The sequence below is a fragment of the Mastigocladopsis repens PCC 10914 genome (assembly GCF_000315565.1).
Lineage (GTDB): Bacteria > Cyanobacteriota > Cyanobacteriia > Cyanobacteriales > Nostocaceae > Mastigocladopsis > Mastigocladopsis repens.
Genome location: NZ_JH992901.1, coordinates 3952676 through 3971584, shown reverse-complemented (window position 1 = coordinate 3971584; position 18909 = coordinate 3952676). Strand labels below are relative to the sequence as shown.

Annotated in this window: 10 protein-coding genes; 3 read left to right on the top strand and 7 right to left on the bottom strand. The window is 45.0% G+C overall.

The window, feature by feature from the left end; all coding sequences use genetic code 11:
* Window positions 1-76 precede the first annotated feature (76 nt).
* The 3 genes from MAS10914_RS0119760 (at window position 77) to MAS10914_RS0119750 (ending at window position 2370) form a co-directional block, all read left to right on the top strand.
* On the top strand, window positions 77-1237 hold the full coding sequence (locus MAS10914_RS0119760) for a serine/threonine-protein kinase (RefSeq protein ID WP_017317678.1): 1161 nt from the start codon (window positions 77-79) through the stop codon (window positions 1235-1237).
* Window positions 1238-1250: 13 nt separating this feature from the next.
* Window positions 1251-1472 carry a hypothetical protein gene (locus MAS10914_RS0119755; protein ID WP_017317677.1) on the top strand — a complete coding sequence of 74 codons (222 nt, stop codon included), beginning with the start codon at window positions 1251-1253 and terminating at the stop codon, window positions 1470-1472.
* A gap of 139 nt (window positions 1473-1611) precedes the next feature.
* Window positions 1612-2370, top strand: a complete 759-nt coding sequence (locus MAS10914_RS0119750) for an SDR family oxidoreductase (protein WP_017317676.1) — start codon at window positions 1612-1614, stop codon at window positions 2368-2370.
* Between the two features lie 451 nt (window positions 2371-2821).
* Here the strand turns inward: MAS10914_RS0119750 and MAS10914_RS34425 are convergent, their stop codons facing one another.
* The 7 genes from MAS10914_RS34425 to MAS10914_RS0119720 form a co-directional block, all read right to left on the bottom strand.
* Window positions 2822-2995 carry a hypothetical protein gene (locus MAS10914_RS34425; protein WP_017317674.1) on the bottom strand — a complete coding sequence of 58 codons (174 nt, stop codon included), beginning with the start codon at window positions 2993-2995 and terminating at the stop codon, window positions 2822-2824.
* Window positions 2996-3109: 114 nt separating this feature from the next.
* Window positions 3110-3340, bottom strand: a complete 231-nt coding sequence (locus MAS10914_RS0119740) for an MbtH family protein (RefSeq protein ID WP_017317673.1) — start codon at window positions 3338-3340, stop codon at window positions 3110-3112.
* Window positions 3341-3433: 93 nt separating this feature from the next.
* The gene (locus MAS10914_RS0119735; protein WP_017317672.1) at window positions 3434-4876 is read right to left on the bottom strand and encodes an aspartate aminotransferase family protein; all 1443 of its coding nucleotides are present in this window, start codon (window positions 4874-4876) and stop codon (window positions 3434-3436) included.
* Between the two features lie 48 nt (window positions 4877-4924).
* Window positions 4925-5074 (bottom strand): hypothetical protein, encoded by a 150-nt coding sequence (locus tag MAS10914_RS35745; protein WP_232224198.1) that lies wholly within the window; start codon window positions 5072-5074, stop codon window positions 4925-4927.
* Between the two features lie 121 nt (window positions 5075-5195).
* The gene (locus MAS10914_RS30590) at window positions 5196-9737 is read right to left on the bottom strand and encodes a non-ribosomal peptide synthetase family protein (protein WP_017317671.1); all 4542 of its coding nucleotides are present in this window, start codon (window positions 9735-9737) and stop codon (window positions 5196-5198) included.
* On the bottom strand, window positions 9737-12901 hold the full coding sequence (locus tag MAS10914_RS0119725) for a non-ribosomal peptide synthetase (protein ID WP_017317670.1): 3165 nt from the start codon (window positions 12899-12901) through the stop codon (window positions 9737-9739). The genes MAS10914_RS30590 and MAS10914_RS0119725 overlap by 1 nt, the downstream gene beginning before the upstream one ends.
* A gap of 229 nt (window positions 12902-13130) precedes the next feature.
* The gene (locus tag MAS10914_RS0119720) at window positions 13131-18827 is read right to left on the bottom strand and encodes a non-ribosomal peptide synthetase (RefSeq protein WP_017317669.1); all 5697 of its coding nucleotides are present in this window, start codon (window positions 18825-18827) and stop codon (window positions 13131-13133) included.
* Window positions 18828-18909 lie beyond the last annotated feature (82 nt).

The following is an 18909-nucleotide window of genomic DNA, read 5'->3' as shown; positions in this document are numbered from 1 at the left end:
TGAAGCGTGGCAAAATAAAAATATACAAAAGCGTAGACGAGTGTATTAAGAACTACGCTAATGCTGTGTTTGTCACATGAGCTATTGCTTAAACCCCAATTGTCCCAAGCCTCTCAACACCAATGATGGAAACTTTTGCCTGACGTGTGGCTCCAAATTACTCCTGAAAGAACGCTACCGTGCTATCAAACCAATAGGGCAGGGTGGTTTTGGCAGAACCTTCTTGGCTGTAGATGAGGATAAACCATCCAAACCGCGCTGTGTTATTAAGCAATTCTACCCCCAAGCTCAAGGCACTAGTACAGTGCAGAAAGCTGTGGAGTTGTTTACCCAAGAGGCAATGCGCTTGGACGAGTTGGGCAAGCATCCCCAAATTCCCGAACTCTTGGCTTATTTTACGCAAGATGATAGGCAGTATCTTGTACAAGAATTTATCGATGGACTGAACTTAGCCCAGGAATTGGAACAAAAAGGTGCTTTCAACGAAAGCCAAATTCGGGAACTGCTAAATGATTTATTGCCAGTGTTGCAATTTTGCCATGCAAGACAAGTTATTCACCGAGATATCAAGCCAGAAAATATTATTCGTCGTACAAACAGCCAATCAACCAACGGGGATCTAGTTCTAGTAGATTTTGGCGCTGCTAAAGAAGCCACTTACACAGCTTTAAATAGAACAGGAACTAGTATTGGCAGTCCAGAATATGTTGCTCCTGAACAAATGAGAGGAAGGGCTATTTTTGCTAGCGATGTATACAGTTTAGGTGTCACCTGCGTTCATCTATTAACCCAACTTTCTCCCTTTGACTTGTACGACATTAACAACGACGCTTGGATTTGGCGACAATATCTCACAAGTCAGGTGAGCAATGAGTTAAGCGGTATCTTGGACAAAATGCTAGAAAGCATCCCCGTTCGGCGCTACCAAACTGTAGATGAAGTTTTCCAAAACTTAAACCAAGGGCAGCAATTAGCTACAACACCTATAATCGCATCAGTAAAACCTATTACTATACCACCTACTTCCACACCTGTTTCTATTCAGAAAACTCCTAGTCAAATAGATAAAGAATTAGAAGAAATGAAAACTCTATTTCTTCAAGGTGGTAATCTCAAAAGCAATAACAATACTGCATTTCAACCACAACCGCCAACACCTCAACCATCTTCTAGTAAAAGCGAAATAGATGCAGAATTGGAAGAATTAAAAGCTAAATATAAAAATGGGGAGTTATAGATTGAGCAGCTATATGAGAGCGCAAGAGTTTGACGAAAAGTTTGACAACAGCGTGGTTGAGACGGAACTCGGCTCTGATATCACAGATGATGCATCCAAAGGTTTTTTGCAAGAACTCCGCAAAACGGCGTTAACTCCAGATGCAATTGCCAGAGCCGTCTTGTATGCTGTGTCCCAGCCGGATGATATCGATGTTAACGAAGTGATCGTCCGCCCGCTCCGCCAAATGATGTAAGCATTAGATGATATCATGAAACCCTCTAGTCGTTCTGATTGAACTGTAGGAAGAATCACAAAAACAGATGTAAGCGATCGCCACTAGAAACTGGAACGATCAATATCTCACTCGCACCAACTTTGAAGCAGAGGTAAAAATGATAACACTTGAGAACAAAGTCGCGTTAGTCACTGGAGCCACGTCAGGAATCGGTAAAGCGACTGCTCTAGCGCTGGGAAACGCAGGTGCAAAGGTGGTTTTTTCAGGCAGACGCGATCCAGAAGGAGAGGCAACTGCTGCGCTGATTCGTAATGCTGGCGCTGAGTGTTTATTTGTACGTTCAGATGTATCCAGTGAGGAAGATGTCAAAGCATTAGTGCAGAAGACAATCGAGACTTACGGACGACTCGATTGTGCCTTCAACAATGCAGGGATTGATCCACCTCTAAAACCCCTTCACGAACAATTGATCGAGGACTTTGACAAACTCATGGCGATCAACGTGCGGGGACTGTTTTTGTGCATGAAATATGAAATTCAGCAAATGCTGTCTCAAGGATCTGGGGTGATTGTCAACAATTCCTCGATGGGAGGGTTGATTGCGTTTCCAGGGATATCTCCCTATATCGCGAGTAAACATGCAGTCATGGGACTGACGCGAGCGGCAGCGCTCGACTATGCTAAACAGGGCATTCGGATCAATGCGATTAATCCTGGCTTGATTGCGACTGATATGATGGATCGCCTCGTTGACGACGTGGGCGGTACGGCAGATGATTTAGCGTCTACGGTGCCAATGGGACGCATGGGTCAGCCAGAAGAAATCGCTCAAGCTGTGGTTTTTCTATGCTCTGATACTGCCAGCTACATCACTGGACAACCTTTAGTCGTAGATGGCGGATTCACGGCGAACTGATCAAGACCATCAAGTTACCAGCTTTTTAGGGGACTTCCAAGAAATAAATTATCCCAAAAAATCAAGAGGCCACATTTCTTTAATAATGATAATCATTGTGAGAGAGTGAGAAATGGGTTGCCGACGGCAACCCATTTCTCACTCTAAGGTTTAACACTCGTTTTGCTACCCACGCTTGCTCTGATCCGATGGAACAGATGATGGCTTTATTAGCGTTGATTGAAGGAGGGATCTTAGAACGCCATCCTAAACTGAAAGTGGCTTTTCTGGAGTCCGATTGTGGCGACTAGATATCGTTTGTTTCATTCACAACATTCGACCCCCCTGTTAATCAGGTATTTCCTTTTGGTGATGCGAATTGTCTGGTGGAGAAACACCAATCTTGCCTAACCCTAACTTTTTTGGTGGCAAGTATATTCTACTACACCAAGGTATTGCGAAGCCATGTTTTTTATTGGTCGCAATTCATCTCGCCGTTAAGGCGAAGCCTGTAACGGGAGTCCTCTTGCGACATCCAAGATAGACTAACAAAACCTAATATCCAGACATTGCGGGGAATCTTTTGGAAATATGCAAGAACTTTACTTTTCAAGGGAGGCTCATTGGGATTAGGTGTCTCTATCATGGAAAATCTGCTCTCATGTTGACGTACGCCACGCACCATACTGCTTGCGGTATGGTGCGTGGTTCTTGGAAGTTCTCTTTCGAGATTATAAAACTTGCAGTCTGATAACGTGATCTACATCATCTTTTCAGGTGCTGCTTCCTCCATCTTCTTTCGCAAACTGAGCGGTCTCATATCAGTCCACACTTCCTTAATGTATTCAAGACATTCAGGTTTCAAACCAGTTTTACCTACATCCCTCCAGCCAACAGGGTTGTCTCTATCAGCAACCCAAATGGAATACTGTTCTTGATGATTTACAACAACTTTGTAAATCGTGGTGTCTTCAAAGTCATCTCTACTCATTTTTTTCCTCAAATAATCACTGTTTAGTGTTAACTGATAAATTGTTAGGTCACGGCATCGTAAACAGGAATCTCGAACAAAAGACTATGAGCGCTAGGGCAAGAAACCTCCTTCGCGTAGTTCCTTAACGCTATCCTTCACAGCTTGAACTATGCAATCTAGGTCTTCATCTGTATGAGCCGTAGAGAGTAAACCACCGCCCGATTTGATAAAAATTCCTCTATCAATTAGGTGATAATATATCAGATCCATATTCTTTGCAGAAGCCGAATTATCTGAAGAAGCAGACTTCCCTAAAGGAACAGAGTTGAAAATTGAACCAAAATTTGCCAGTCTAATCGGTACTTTATCTTCTTCAAAGTAAGTATTTAATGTTTTGATGAATTGGGAAGTACGTTCATTCAAATTTTGCTGAAGTGTAGGTCCTTGAATCTTTAAATACTTAAGGACAGCTCTTGCAGCAGCCATAGCCAGTGGATGCTTGCAGTAAGTGCCTGCAAACAACGTTGTTTTCACTTGAGGCAAAGATTCGTCCCCGTAGTTCCACATTCCGCCGTCAATTCTATCCATGTAGGTAGCCTTACCAGCTATTATGCCAATCGGCATACCACCACCCACAATTTTTCCATAAGTTGCGATATCTGCTTCAATGCCAAACCATGCTTGCGCTCCACCCGGATGGATGCGGAAACCTGTCAACATTTCATCAAAGATTAAGACTATCCCTGATTCTTGTGTTAATTGTCTCAACTGTTGGAGAAATTCTTTCGGCTGTAAGTCAGGTCTACTATTTTGCACAGGTTCAACGATAACAGCCGCTAATTCTTGTTCGTGTGCTTTTATAATTTCCAACGATTGAGGATTGCCATATTCTAAAACCAAAATATCTGCAATAATATTTTGCGGTACTCCTAGAGCCTTGGGCACTGTTTGTAGAGTTTCGTCTACTTTCTGGACTTTTGCTAAGGTGCCATCAAAATGTCCATGATAAGAGCCTGAAAAGAGCGCAATCTTATCACGACCTGTTGCTGCTCGAGCCAGACGCAGCGCTGTCATCACTGCTTCAGTACCTGTATTACTAATTGTGACCCGCTCCATCCCCGTGAGTTCGCAGATTAACTCAGCTACCTCACCTGCAATATCTGATTGCGGTCCAATATGTATACCTTGTTCGAGTCGCTCTGCTATGGCTTCCTGAATAAAGGGTGGATTGTGACCAAAAAGATTCACCCCAAATCCCATAATTAAGTCTATATATTCGTTGCCATCGACATCCCACATTCTAGATCCAAAAGCACGTTTGCCAACAATGGGATAGACCATTTCTTTGATAGCAGAACGGAATCCCGCTGAACCTCTGACATCAGCTAGAACCGGACGATAAGTTTGTGTAAGTTGTTTTGATGTTTGTGTCCGCTTGGTATAGCGTGCAATTAATGTCTCTAGATGCTTTTCCTGGCGGGTATTGAGACTGGAAGTGGAGGATTGCGTTGAATGTGGTAAATCTTTTTGTAAACCAGATTCTTGTACCTGCATAAAATTGATATCTCCTATTTTAGTTTTGATTTGATTTATACCAATCTTCTATAAATTTGCACTTAATAAATATTCCTCTGTTCCTTGGCGCTCTTGGCGACGCCAGTCGCCTGCGGAGGGAAACCCTCCTGCAGCGCTGGCTCTTCTTGGCGGTTCGTTTCTAATATTTATAGCGGTTTGCCATTGGGTAAGGTACACAAAGAAATAATGAACTACAGATGGACACAGATAAATCTGTACTTCATTCAGATGAAAAGCTCTATAAGTGCATATTCATGGGAAAATAGTATTAGTTAACAATGGTTGGATAAAGATGTTTTTAACTACTAGGTTTTACTTCAATTGCTGACTGTGGAGGGGTCAAAAAACCACTTTTCATCAGGTAGGAAACATAAGTACTAAGCAATTGTTCATCTATTGCTGGACAGACAATAGACGTGCCTGCCAGCCCATTTAGTGTATTGTGACAGTCGAACTGTAGTACTGCTGAGTTGGATGTTTTCTCTTGAGATTTCCTTGCTGAAAAAAATGGTACAAGCGGATACAAAGGATGTTCTGGGGAGCAACTAGCGATATTCATCAGTTCTGCTTGCCACTGGTCGTAAGAAATTTGTTGAAGTGGATAACCAAACGAGTGGATGACGTTGAGCAGTATCTTTGAGTGGAGAAGGTGGGGATTAACTAGGTGAAAAGCTTTTCCCAAAGAAGCTTGTTGTCTTGAGAGATAGGCGATCGCTCTGCTTGTATAATCGACGGGCATAATATCTTCCATAATGTCCCTGTCGGGTGCGCTTCCGAGTTCGATACAGCCAATGATGAGTCTGTACAAAAAGTCATTAGTATTAAAAACACCAGTTTCGCTATGTCCCGATACACGTCCTAGCCTGTAAATACTGATAGGAAGACCTCTATTTTTGGCAGCTTCTACTAATTTTTCGCCTACCCATTTTGTCTGAACATAGCCATTCCCAGGCAGTTGAAAATCATCAAGACTATCTTCTTCTTTAACTTCTTTAACTCCTGAAAGACCGGATGCAGAAAAAACACTAGTTGTAGAAATAAAATGTACGGGCTTGGTTTTTATTTTACACGCCAATCTAAGAACTTCTTGTGTTCCTAAAACATTTGCTGCTTTGAGTACGGAATAGGGATAAATATGATGAACCCAAGCACCATTGTGATAAATGACATCAATTTTGTGTGCCATTTCTTGAAACTGTTCTTCAGAAAGACCCAAAAGTGGCTCAGATAAATCTCCTATCACAGGGATAATTCTAGAATTGAAAGATTCATGCCAAAGTAAATAGGATTCAAGACTTGTTTGCAGCTTTTTCTTACCTTCCTCAACATTGGGGGAACGTACCAAGCAATAAATATCTGCTTGAGTTTGCTGCAAAAGTTCATAGAGTAAAAAAGCACCGAGAAAGCCAGTTGCTCCTGTTAAGAAAATACAAGCTGGTTCAGTTATAGGCTCAACAAAACTAGTTTCAGGGAAAATTGTAGAATCTAGAACAGCTTCAGCGTTCAGCTTTGCAATCGTTTCTTGAGTTAGGGTGGTTAGGAGTTTTCCTTGAAGAATTCTCTCCAGACTTTCGGCTAAACTCGCTACAGTCGGCGACTCAAACAAAATGCGTAAGGGTAAATCCACTTGGAAAGCTTCTCGAATTTTGACAATGAGCCGAGTTGTCAACAATGAGTGTCCTCCTAGATCAAAGAAGTTGTCATGAATGCCAACTTTTTCAACATTGAGGATATTCGTCCAGATACTAACTAGCGTTTTCTGGATAGCAGTATAAGGAGCTACAAAACTGCTTTCAAGTTCGGGTCTATTGTTTTCCGGTGCTGGCAAGGCGCGGCGATTTATCTTGCCATTGGGTGTCAGTGGAAACGACTCCAGTATGACGAACGCAGACGGTATCATATAGTTTGGCAGTCGTTCTTGCAGGAAGCGTTGCAGGTCACTTGTTAGGGTAGCGCCATATTGCGATGCTCGCGTTTCTATTGGGACAACATAAGCCACCAAGCGCTCCTCTCGCACCATGACCACCGTCTCCTGTACCCCTGGGTGTTGCCCCAGCACTGCCTCAATCTCGCCCAGTTCGATGCGGAAGCCACGAATTTTTACTTGGTAGTCACTGCGACCAAGTAGCTCAATATTACCGTCTGGTAGGTAGCGCCCCAAGTCTCCAGTTTTGTAAAGACGCGCCCCCGGTTGGTCACTGAAAAAGTTAGGTATAAATTTTTCAGCAGTTAAATCTGGTCGATGTAGATATCCTCTCGCAAGACCAGCACCACCAATATACAGTTCGCCTTTAACTCCCACAGGTACAGGCTGCAAGTGGCTGTCTAAAATGTATATCTGTGTGTTGGCAAAGGGGCGTCCAATCGGGACTAACTGCTCCACAGGTAAATCCACCGTTGCCGTTTCAAAATATGAACTATCAATAGTTGCTTCGGTTAAACCAAAGGAGTTAATCAGCTGCGTCTTGACTCCGCACAAGTTTTGAAATTTCTCGTACTCTTGCACATACCAGCTATCCGAACCACAGATGAGCAATTGCATAAAGTCAAGACGCTGTTGGCTCTCCTCCAAATATTGGATGAGGTTTCTCAAAACAGTTGGCACGAACTCAGCACAGTCAACTTTTTCTTTGAGCATAAGCTCATAAAGTTTTGGCGGATCTAGCAGCAAATCACGAGGACACAAAACAAGTTTGCCACCAGAACACAAAGCGCGAACTAAGTCTCCTGAAAAGACATCGAAAGAAAAACTCGCCATCTGTAGGTGACTAGTTGCGGTAGTTCGCAGTTGGTAAGCTTCTTCCCATGCAAAATAGGCGTTGACGAGGCTGCGATGCTGAATCATCACGCCTTTAGATTGACCTGTGGAACCAGAGGTATAAATGACATAAGCAAGATTGTCTTTTGTCACCTCGGTGATGGAGTTTTCTTCCTCCGGGTAAGCATTTAAGTCCCAGTTTGCATTGTCCAAACAAATAACTTGTGCTTTGTGGGTTGGTAACTCCGCCACCAGTCGCTCTTGTGTCAGCAGTACTGATACTTGGGCATCTGCTAACATAAATGCCAGTCGCTCTTGAGGATATGCTGGATCGAGTGGCAGATAGGCTCCTCCCGCTTTGAGAATTCCTAGCAGTCCCACCACCATTTCTAAAGAGCGCTCCATGCACAATCCCACCAGCACTTCTGGAGCCACTCCCTGGTTTTGCAAGTAGTGCGCTAGCTGGTTTGCTCGCTGGTTCAGTTCGCGATAGGTTAACTGCTCCTGTTCAAAGACCACAGCTACAGCATCTGGCGTTTGCTCCACTTGGGCTTCAAATAACTGATGAATGCATAAATGTTGCTCATAGGTTGCTTGGATATTATTCCAATCCACCAGCAATTGCTGTCGCTCGGCTTTTCTTAAGATTGGCAAGTCCGATAAGCACTGGTCAGGATGGGCGACTATTCCCTCTAGTAAAACTTGGAAATGCCCTAACATCCGCTCAATGGTGGTGCTATCAAATAAATCGGTGCTGTACTCCAAAGACCCCACCAGTCCTTGCTCGGTTTCCATCATGGAGAGAGTCAAATCAAAATTTGCCGTTTTGCTTTCTCGAGACAGGGTGCTTAGGGTTAGATTTGGTAATTTCAGAACCTCCATCGGAGCATTCTGTAAAATAAACATGACATCAAACAGTGGGTTACGGTTCAGATGCCGCTCTGGCTGTAGTTCCTCTACCAGCTGCTCGAAGGGTAAGTCCTGATGAGCATAAGCCCCTAATGCCACCTCCCTTAGCCGCCTCAACAATTCCCGAAAACTGGGGTTGCCCGAAAGGTGGGTCCGTAACACCAGGGTATTGACAAAAAATCCGATTAATGGTTCAGTTTCAAAGCGGTTGCGGTTAGCAATAGGCGACCCTACAAAGATATCCTGCTGCCCAGTGTAGCGATAGAGCAACGTTTTGAACGCCGCCAGCAGTGTCATGAAGAGTGTTGCCCCCTCCTGTTGTGAGAGAGCCTTAAGTGCATCTGTCAGTGGCTTGGACAGTACTAAAGATTTGGTTGCACCCTTGTAGCTTTGAACTGGCGGTCGCGGACGGTCGCTGGGTAACTCCAGTAAAGACGAAGCGCCACCCAGCTGCTGCTTCCAATAAGATAATTGAGCCTCTAGCACCTCCCCCTGCAACCACTGCCGCTGCCAAACAGCAAAATCTGCATACTGAATCGGCAATTCTGGTAGTGGTGAGGGTTTACCGTTGGCAAACGCTTCGTATAATGTTGCCACCTCACGCACTAGGACACCTATGGACCAACCGTCAGAGACGATGTGGTGCATTGTGAATAGTAAAACATGGTCTTCCTGGGTCAAGCGCAGCAAACTGACCCGTAACAAAGGACCTTGGCTGAGGTCGAAAGGTCGCAAAGCTTCCTGAGTTGCCAACCGCCGAACCTCAGCCTCTTGCTGTGTTTCAGGGAACTGTTGCAGATCCACGATCGGCATTGTCAAAGTCAGGTTTGGGGCGATCGCTTGGAGCGCTTGCCCCTCGACGGTGATAAAGGTCGTTCGCAAGGCTTCGTGACGCCGGACAATTTCTTGAAAGCTTTGTTCCAATACGGTAACATTGAGTTGACCTGTCAACCGTAGGGCAGAGGGTCGGTTGTAAAAAGGATTACCCGGCTCTAACTGGTTGAGGAACCACAGCCTTTGTTGAGCAAAGGAAAGTGGACAAGGGCTGGTTTGCATCCTCTGAGGAATGGTTTGCACTCGTCGAGTGTTTATTCCCTTTTTCTTGAGTAACAGCTCAACAAGCTCTTGTTTTTTGGACTTGAGATGACTTGCTTGTGTGGGAAAATCACTCATCAATCGTTCCTCAATATCTGGGCAATTTCTTCAACCACTTCTCGTTCACCATAGATTTGTGCGATCGCATTGACCAAACCTGCTACAGTAGGGCACTTGAACAAGTTAACCAAGGGCAACTCGACTTGAAAATCTTCCCGTACGCGGGAAATGACTTGAGTGGCTAGCAGTGAGTGTCCCCCCAACTCAAAGAAATTGTCGTGAACACCCACGCGTTCAACACCAAGAACTTGTTTCCAAATTTGCGCTACAACTTCTTCGGCTGGGGTAGAGGGAGCGACAAAAGTTTCTTCTAACTCAGGTCGTGTCAACTCAGGGGCTGGAAGTTCCTGACGGTTCACCTTGCCGTTTGGGTTCAACGGCAGCACTTTCAGCATGACAAAGGCGGAGGGTATCATATACTCCGGCAACTTCTCTTTTAAGAAGTTGCGTAGTTCAGTATTTGTGGGTTTTTGTTTTTGATCGGGAACCAAATAAGCCACTAAGCGTTTATCACCCGGTACCTCCTCCCGATCCAACACCACAGCCTGTCGCACCGTTGGATGCTCACTCAGTGCTGCCGAAATCTCTCCCAGTTCAATTCGGAACCCCCGTATTTTCACTTGGTTATCAACTCTTCCCAGGAATTCTAGATTACCATCTAGGAGATAGCGTGCCTTATCTCCGGTTTTGTACAGCCTACTTTCAGATTTGAAGGGGTTGGTAATAAAAGATTGTGCTGTTAGCTCTGGTCGATTGAGGTAGCCGCGAGCCAGACCGTTACCACCGATGTACACCTCACCGGGTACGCCAATCGGTACTGGTCGCAGGTGCTGATCCAACACATACACCTGTGTATTAGCAAGTGGACGACCAAGGGGAACTGTTTGAGTCTGATTTTGCTCCTTGACCGTATAAGTCAGCACGCCTACGGTTGCTTCTGTAGGACCGTAGTGATTGATAATACGGCATTGGGCGATCTGCTGGATCTGCGAAATCAAATGCCAAGTAGCAGCTTCACCACCAAGAACCAGGCATTGGCGGGGGAGAATAGACTCAGATGCAGAATTTCTCAAAAGGGCGGTGAGATGAGAAGGTACAATTTTAAGACAGTCGATGGGATGGCGGCGAAAATATCCTGCAAGTGCATCAGGGTCTGATGCCCGCTCTTGAGTGATGATATGGAGACATCCCCCCGTACACAAAGCAGGAAAAATGACCGTATTACCCAAGTCAGCAGCAAAGGTGGAAACGGTCGCGAAGCTCGCACAGGCTGACAGGTCGAGTCTATCTAAAATTGCCTGTAGGTAATTGAGGAGTTGCCGATGCTCAACGGCGACTCCCTTTGGTTCACCTGTAGACCCTGAGGTGAACAGTGTATAAACTAAATTCTTACTGTGTACTTTGCTAGTTGGATTTGCGGTGCTTTCCTGGTCAATGACCTCCCAATTGGTATCCAAACAGACTACCCGTGTTGCCGATTCAGGAAGCGTCTCGACTAAGGGCTGCTGTGTCAAGAGGACTGGTGCTTGGGTATCTTGCAACCGGAAGGTCAAACCCTGTGCTGGTAATGTGGGATCGAAAGGAATATAAGCTCCTCCAGCTTTGAGAATGCCCAAAAGAGCAATGATTATCAAGGGCGATCGCTCTGCATAAATGCCCACCAGCACTTCTGGTCCTACTCCCAGCCGTTGCAGGTAGTGAGCTAATTGATTAGCGCGTGCATTGAGTTCGCTGTAGGTGAGCTGTTGGTCTTCAAAGATAACAGCAATGTTGTGCGGTGTCTTCTCGACTTGTGCTTCAAAGAGCTGGTGAATGCACTTATCTTGTAAGTCATGAGTTGGCGTGTTGTTAAACTCAACTAACAGTTGCTGCCGTTGGCGATCGCTAAGAATTTCTAACTCGCTAACTGTAGACTCAGGATGGTTAACAGCACTTTCTACCACAGTCTGAAATTGTTCCGCTAGATACTGAATACTTTCTCTGGCGAAGAGTTCAGGATTGTAGTGAAACTCTGCTGTCAGTGAATCTTGTGTCTGTACACAAGAAAGCTTGACTGTGAATCGGTCAAAACAGACATACTGTTTTATAACTGAAAAGGAAATCCCACCAGCATTATATTTGTCTGACCAATTTTCAAACTCAAAACTAACAGGATTCACCGTAGAATCCATCGTATCTGCATTTTCTTCCCAAATAAAGTATTCTTGCCATTTATCTATCTCGCGCAAATTCTCATCAGTTTGTCTGATGATTTCTGAGAATTTAAAATTTTCTTGAAAACAACAACGCACAGGCAACCATTTTGCTAGCAGTCCCAGCGACTTATGCAGTTCTTCATATTTTCTGCCACTAAAGACAGTACTCACGACAATTTCTGATTCTCCTGTCAGCCGCCAAAGCAGAGTTTGCCAACAGGAGAGTAAGAAATCCGCAATTTTGATATTATATAAGATTACTTTTTCTTTAACATTTGCAAGGATATTTTGAGAAAAATTACAAGTATAAATTTCAGGAGAAAATCTTGTTTGTTGACTAGGCTTAACCTGAAAAGGAATTAGCAACGGCAGGGACGAGAGTTTTTGCTGCTGCCAATAAGCAATTCCTGTTTCTGCATCTTCTTCCTCTAAAAGTTCATTTTGCCACTCTGAAAATTGGATGTATTGTATGACTTCATCTGATAATTCTTCGCTCTTTAAACACAAAGCATAGGCATCAGCAATTTCTTGCACTAAATTTTTCAAAGACCAGCTATCTGCACATAGCGATGGCAGACTAACAAGTAAAATATGCTGATTTTCTGACAGAATCAGTAGAGTTAAACGCAAAAGAGGTTCTTGAAGGTTAAAAATAAAATATTTTTCTTCATGAAAAAGTTCCTCAATCTTGCCTAATTGTTCCCTAAAAGACAAATGACTCAAATGAATGGTCTGCCAAAATGGTGCGCTATTATCCGCTATCACTTGAATTGGGATTTTTATACCTGGTTTTCTATGAAAAGTCGTGCGAAGAATTTCATGTCGATTAACAACATTGTTTACCGCAGCTTTTAAAACGTCATAGTTGAGATGACCCTCAAGCCGAATTGCACAGTAGGCAAAATAAGCCGAGGAATCTTCTTGCAAAGACCAAAGGCGTTTTTGCTGGGGAGAGAGACGAAAGCCTTCAAGAATTTGGTTTTGCATTGATGACTCTCAATGAAATATAGCGGTTTGCAATTGGGCGAGGTACACAAAGAAATAATGAACCACAGATGGACGAGGCAGTGCGTTGCGGTGAATCCAGCGCTGCAGGCGGGTTTCCCGCCGTAGGCGACTGGTGAACCCGGAGGGGGGTTCCCCCCGTTGTAGCAACTGCCGTACAGATGGACACAGATGTAGGCGTAAGCCGTGCCGTAGGCTATTTGTACTTTATTCAAATGAAAACCGCTGCATTTTCGCTTTGAATCATTTCCCCCATAGCTACCACAATTTTTCGTGGTCCCACATAAGGGTAGCGACCATGCGCGGTCAACATATTGTCTAGCATCAGCACATCTTTTTGCTGCCAAGGGAAACTGATTGCCGCTTGCTTATACACTTCATTAATTTCTGCCATGACTGCATCTTCAATAGGAGAACCATCCCCGTAATAGACATTGCGCGGCAGATTTTCTTCTCCAAAGATTGACAACAAAGATTCACGGACTGATGGGTTTAAGCAAGATACATGATGCAACTGAAGCTGATTAAAAAATACTTTTTCCCCTGTACGTATATGCTTAACGACAGCTGGTCGTAATTTACGAGTTCTCAAGCCATTGTTTGGTAACCATTCAAATTCAATGCCTGCTTTACAACAGTATTCTTGAACGACTGCTTTATCGGTGGTGTGAAAGAACTCTTGCCAGCTGACATCCAAACCCTCAATGTAGTTGCGGACATACATTAATTGCTTTTTCTCAAATATTTCTTGCAGTTTAGGATTAAGGAGTTGATAAACTTTTCGACAGTCTACAATTGGTGTTTCTCCCCCTTGTTGCGCTGGCTGGACGCAAAAAAACCAAATTTTTAGGGGATAGCAGTGCATATGAGAACTTTCGTTATGAAAGAGAATAGCTTGATCAGACGGGTAAGGGGTGGAACCGTAAACTTTGCCGCCGACTCCCTCGCGGGGTAAATCGCCATACTCAGCAAACAATTCTGGACAAATTGCTTGAGCTAAATTCTCAAACGCCAATACCGAATCAATATTGAAGCCTCGTAAGAGGATAGCACCATGATGCTGCAATTTGGTTTCTATAAATTGCCGATTGCTTTTAGCCCAATCGATGAGGTCAATATCGTCGATATTGGGTTGAATCACCAAAGGTAGGGTTTGGGTTGGCTGTAGATAATCTGTCTTGATTAATTCTCCTTGTGGTAACTTCACAGCCTTGGGCTTAACGCCCATGAACTTCTTAAGTTTGCTCTGCTCTTGTTTGACTTCTGTCATAATTTGTTGTTGCTTTTCATCAGCAGTAAGCATTTCTAAAGTGTTGATTCGGGCATCAGGTTGGGCAACTATGCTGTTAAGTAGCGTCTCATAATGCCCTGCTATTTGTGCAATCGCCCTCTTATCGAAAATATCAGCGTTGTAATGCCATCTGCCAACAATTCCCTCTTCTGTTTCCGACACAAATAGCGCTAAATCAAACTTCGCCCTTTTGTTATCAGCTTCTAAAGGAATTAGTGTGAGTCCCTCAAGTTCAAGTTTTTGTGTTGGAACATTCTGCACAAACAACACCTGAAACAAAGGCGTAGGCTGCTGATGGCGTTCTGGTTGCAGTTCTTCCACAAGCTTCTCAAAAGGAAGGTCTTGGTGGGCATAAGCAGACATTGCCACTTCTCGCACTCGCTGCAACAGTTCCCGGAAACTGGGGTAGCCACCAAGGTCAGTACGTAATACAAACAGATTGACAAAAAAACCAATCAATGGTTCAACTTCTGCCCGGTTGCGGTTGGCAACATCAGTGCCAACAACGATGTCATCTTGCCCAGTATAGCGGTGTAGCAGTGTTTGCAACGCAGCCAGCATTGTCATGAACAGAGTGGCATTTGCCTCATGACTGAGCGCCAAAAGAGCTTCAGACAGTTTTGCAGACAGCTTGAACGTATGGATACCGCCTGTATTGCTTGGTGTTGCTGGTCGCGGTTGGGAGTAAGGTAGCTGTAGCACTGGCAAAGAACCACCCAGATGCTGCTTCCAATAAGCAAGTTGAGTTTGTAGCACTTCTCCCTGTAACCATTGTCGTTGCCAAACAGCAAAGTCTGCATACTGAATCGGCAGTTCAGGTAGGGGGGAAGGTTTGCCATACAAGAAGGCTTGGTAAAGAGTTGCTACCTCTCGGATCAATACTCCCATTGACCAGCCATCAGAGATAATGTGATGCATCGTGAACAGCACAACGTGTTCTCTTGCGCTAAGTTTCAGGAGAGTGATTCGTAGTAGTGGACCACAAGCCAAGTTGAAAGGCTGCTGAGCTTCTTGAGCAATCAGCCGCAGCACCTCAGTTTCTTGTTCCGCTTGTGCAAGTGCTTGCAAGTCTATCACTGGTAACGTCAATTTCAAGGTTGGGGTGATGACCTGCATAGGTCGTCCATCCACAGCTTTAAAAGTGGTGCGTAAAGCTTCATGACGCCTAACGATTTCGTTCAGGCTTTGCTCCAATGCCGTTACGTTGAGCGAACCATGCAAACGTACAGCGGCGGGTATATTATAGCCAGGGTTCCCAGGAGCTAATTGGTCGATAAACCACAGCCGCTGTTGAGCAAAGGAGAGGGGCAGGTTTTCACGCTGGGTGGCGGGTTGTATAGGTGCATCCAGTTTCTGCCCAGCTCTGATTTTTGCTTCAATCTTCTGAGCAAGTTCGGCGATTGTCGGCGACTCAAAAAGGCTACGAAGGGGAAGCTCTACCTCAAGAACTTCCCGTAGTTGGCTCAGGAAGCGAATAGCCAGAAGTGAATGCCCACCTAACTCAAAAAAGTTGTCGTGGATGCCAACTTGCTCCACTCCTAAAAGCTTGACCCAGATTCCTGCCAGCATCTCTTCAACAGGGGTGTGGGGAACAACGAAGATGTTTTCAAGTTCCGGGCGTAGTTGGTCGGGTGCAGGGAGTGCTCGACGATCCACCTTACCATTGGCTGTTAACGGTATGGCTGGGAGTACAACGAAAGCAGAAGGTATCATGTATTCTGGCAGCTTTTCTTGAAGAAAACTACGCAGTTCCGTAACTGTAACTGTTTGCTGCAGGCTAACATAAGCCACTAGGCGCTTGTCGCCAACGTCTTCACTCGCCACAACCACAGCTTGACGCACATGAGCGTGTTGGTTCAATATTGCCTCAATTTCTCCAAGTTCAATACGGAAGCCCCGTATCTTAACTTGATGGTCGATGCGTCCTATGAATTCAATTTCTCCACTGGGCAGATAGCGTGCCAGATCACCAGTTCTGTACAGGCGAGTCCCCAGTTTGTTGCCAAAGGGATTGGGGATGAATTTTTGGGCAGTTAGTTCTGGGCGGTTGAGGTAGCCGCGTGCGAGTCCTTTGCCTCCTATATAAAGTTCTCCTGGCACACCAATAGGAACGGGTTGCCCCCAACAGTCCAGTAGATAAATTTGTGTATTTGTAATTGGGCGACCGATAAGAACAATTGGTAAATCGCTTTGGCGCTGGCAAGTCCAAAAGGTGACATCAATAGCAGCTTCAGTGGGACCATAGAGGTTGTGCAATTCGGCATCTAAACAAGCAAAGAAGCGTTGTTGCAGTTCAAAGGACAACGCCTCACCACTGCAAATGACACGTTTGATGCAGTGACATTGCTCAAGTCCCGCAGCTTCCAAGAAAACTTGAAGCATAGAAGGAACGAAATGGAGCGTGGTAATTTGCTCTTGAGCAATCAACTTGACCAAATAGGCGCTATCCTGATGACCGCCTGGTTGAGCAAAAACTAAACGAGCGCCACTCAATAATGGCAAAAAGAATTCCCAAACTGAGACATCAAAGCTAAAGGGAGTTTTTTGCAGAACGCTGTCGGCTTGGGTGAGCTGATAAGTATTTTGCATCCAAAGCAAGCGATTGCAAATACCCATGTGGGTGTTTATCGCCCCTTTAGGTTTGCCTGTAGAACCAGAGGTGTAAATAACATATGCGCTATTGTTAAGTGTGACTCCGCTAGTTGGGTTTTCCTGAGGCTGTTGGGCAATGATTGCCTCCCAGTCAGTATCCAGACAGATGACATAAGCTTGATGAGAAGGTAAAGTTTCAACCAAATGGTGCTGAGTCAGCAACACTGGCACTTGAGCATCTTCCAACATGAAGGCTAGGCGCTCTTGTGGATAGGTAGGATCTAAGGGTACATAAGCTCCACCTGCTTTGAGGATTCCCAAAATTCCCACCACCATTTCTAGGGAACGTTCCATGTAGATACCCACCAGCACCTCTGGTCCTGTGCCCAATTTTTGCAAGTAGTGTGCTAGTTGATTGGCACGGGCGTTTAACTGTTGGTAGGTAAGTTGCTGGTCTTCAAAAACTACAGCCACGGCGTCTGGTGTTTGTTCCACCTGTGCTTCAAATAGCTGATGGATGCAGACACAGGGGTAGTCAGTTTGGGTATCATTCCACTCGATCAACAGTTGATGTTGTTCAGCATCCGTTAAGAGCGGCAAATGTGAAATGAGGCGATCAGGGTTGGCAACAATGCCTTGCACTAACGTCTGGAAATGCCTGATCATACGGCTAACGGTAGCTACATTGAAAAGCTGTGTGTTGTATTTTAGATTTCCAATGATCCCTTGCTCCGTTTCTACCATTGCGAGCGTCAAATCAAATTTTGCCGTTTCGTTGTCGAACTCCAAAGGCATCAAAGTTAAACCCGGTAGCTCTAAACTGCTGGTGGGAGTATTATGGAGTTGGAACATGACTTGGAACAACGGCGTATGGCTCAAGTTACGCTCCGGATGTAGTTTCTCCACGAGTTGCTCAAAGGGCAAGTCCTGATGAGCATAAGCCCCTAATGTTACCTCGCGTACCCTCCCTAAAAGCTCTCGGAAACTCGGGTTATCTGCAAGGCAGGTACGCAACACCAAGGTATTGACAAAAAATCCAATTAGCCCTTCAAGTTCTGCACGGTTGCGACCAGCAATAGGAGTGCCTACCAGAATGTCTTCTTGCTGGGTGTAGTGATAGAGTAAAGTCTTAAACGCCGCCAGTAGAGTCATGAATAGTGTTGTCCCCTCTTGCTGCGAGAGAGCCTTAAGTGCCTCACTCAGTTGCTTGGGGAGGACGAAAGACTGTTTCGCGCCTTGATAAGTCATGACTGCTGGTCGTGGGCGGTCTGTGAATAGCTCAAGTAATGTTGGAGCGTTATCAAGTTGCTGGAGCCAGTAAGATGTTTGCTTTTCTAAAACTTCTCCCACAAGCCACTGTCGCTGCCATATGGCATAATCTGCATATTGAATCGAGAGTTCTGAAAGTGGCGATCGCTGACCGTTGGTGAAGGCTTCATAAAGCGCTGCTACCTCCCGGATGAGAACCCCAAAAGACCAGCGATCGCAAATGATGTGGTGCATGGTCAACAGCAATATGTGCTCGGCTTCACTCAATTGCAGCAGAGTCACTCGTACAAGTGGTCCTTCTACCAAATTGAATGGTTGCTTGGCTTCTTCAGTGGCTATGCGTTTAACCTCAACCTCTTGCTCCTTTGGAGAAAGCGACTGTAAGTTCACTGTCGGTACAGCCAAGGTCAAAGTTGGGGCGATGACCTGAATGGGTTGTCCTTCGACTGTGGCAAATGTAGTTCGCAAAACTTCGTGTCGCCGCACGATTTCGTTGAGACTCTGCTGAAGTGCGATCGCGTTGAGCGTTCCCAGAAGGCGCAACGCGATAGGCTCATTATATAAGGGTTGGTGGGGATTGAACTGTTCAAAAAACCACAGTCGCTCTTGGGCAAAGGACAGAGGCTCTGAACCCAACTGTTGACGCTTTTGAATAGCATTAGCTCTAATTTTACCTTGCATCAACTTTTCAAAAAGCGCTTTTTTTGTCGGTGATAAATGAGATTGTCGCCTTAAAAATGCATCGGATTCAGACATATTGCCGCTCTCAGATAAGGGGAAGGGGGAGGCAATGCCCACCAAATAACATGACTTACGTAGTCGTGACCAAAAATCTGCT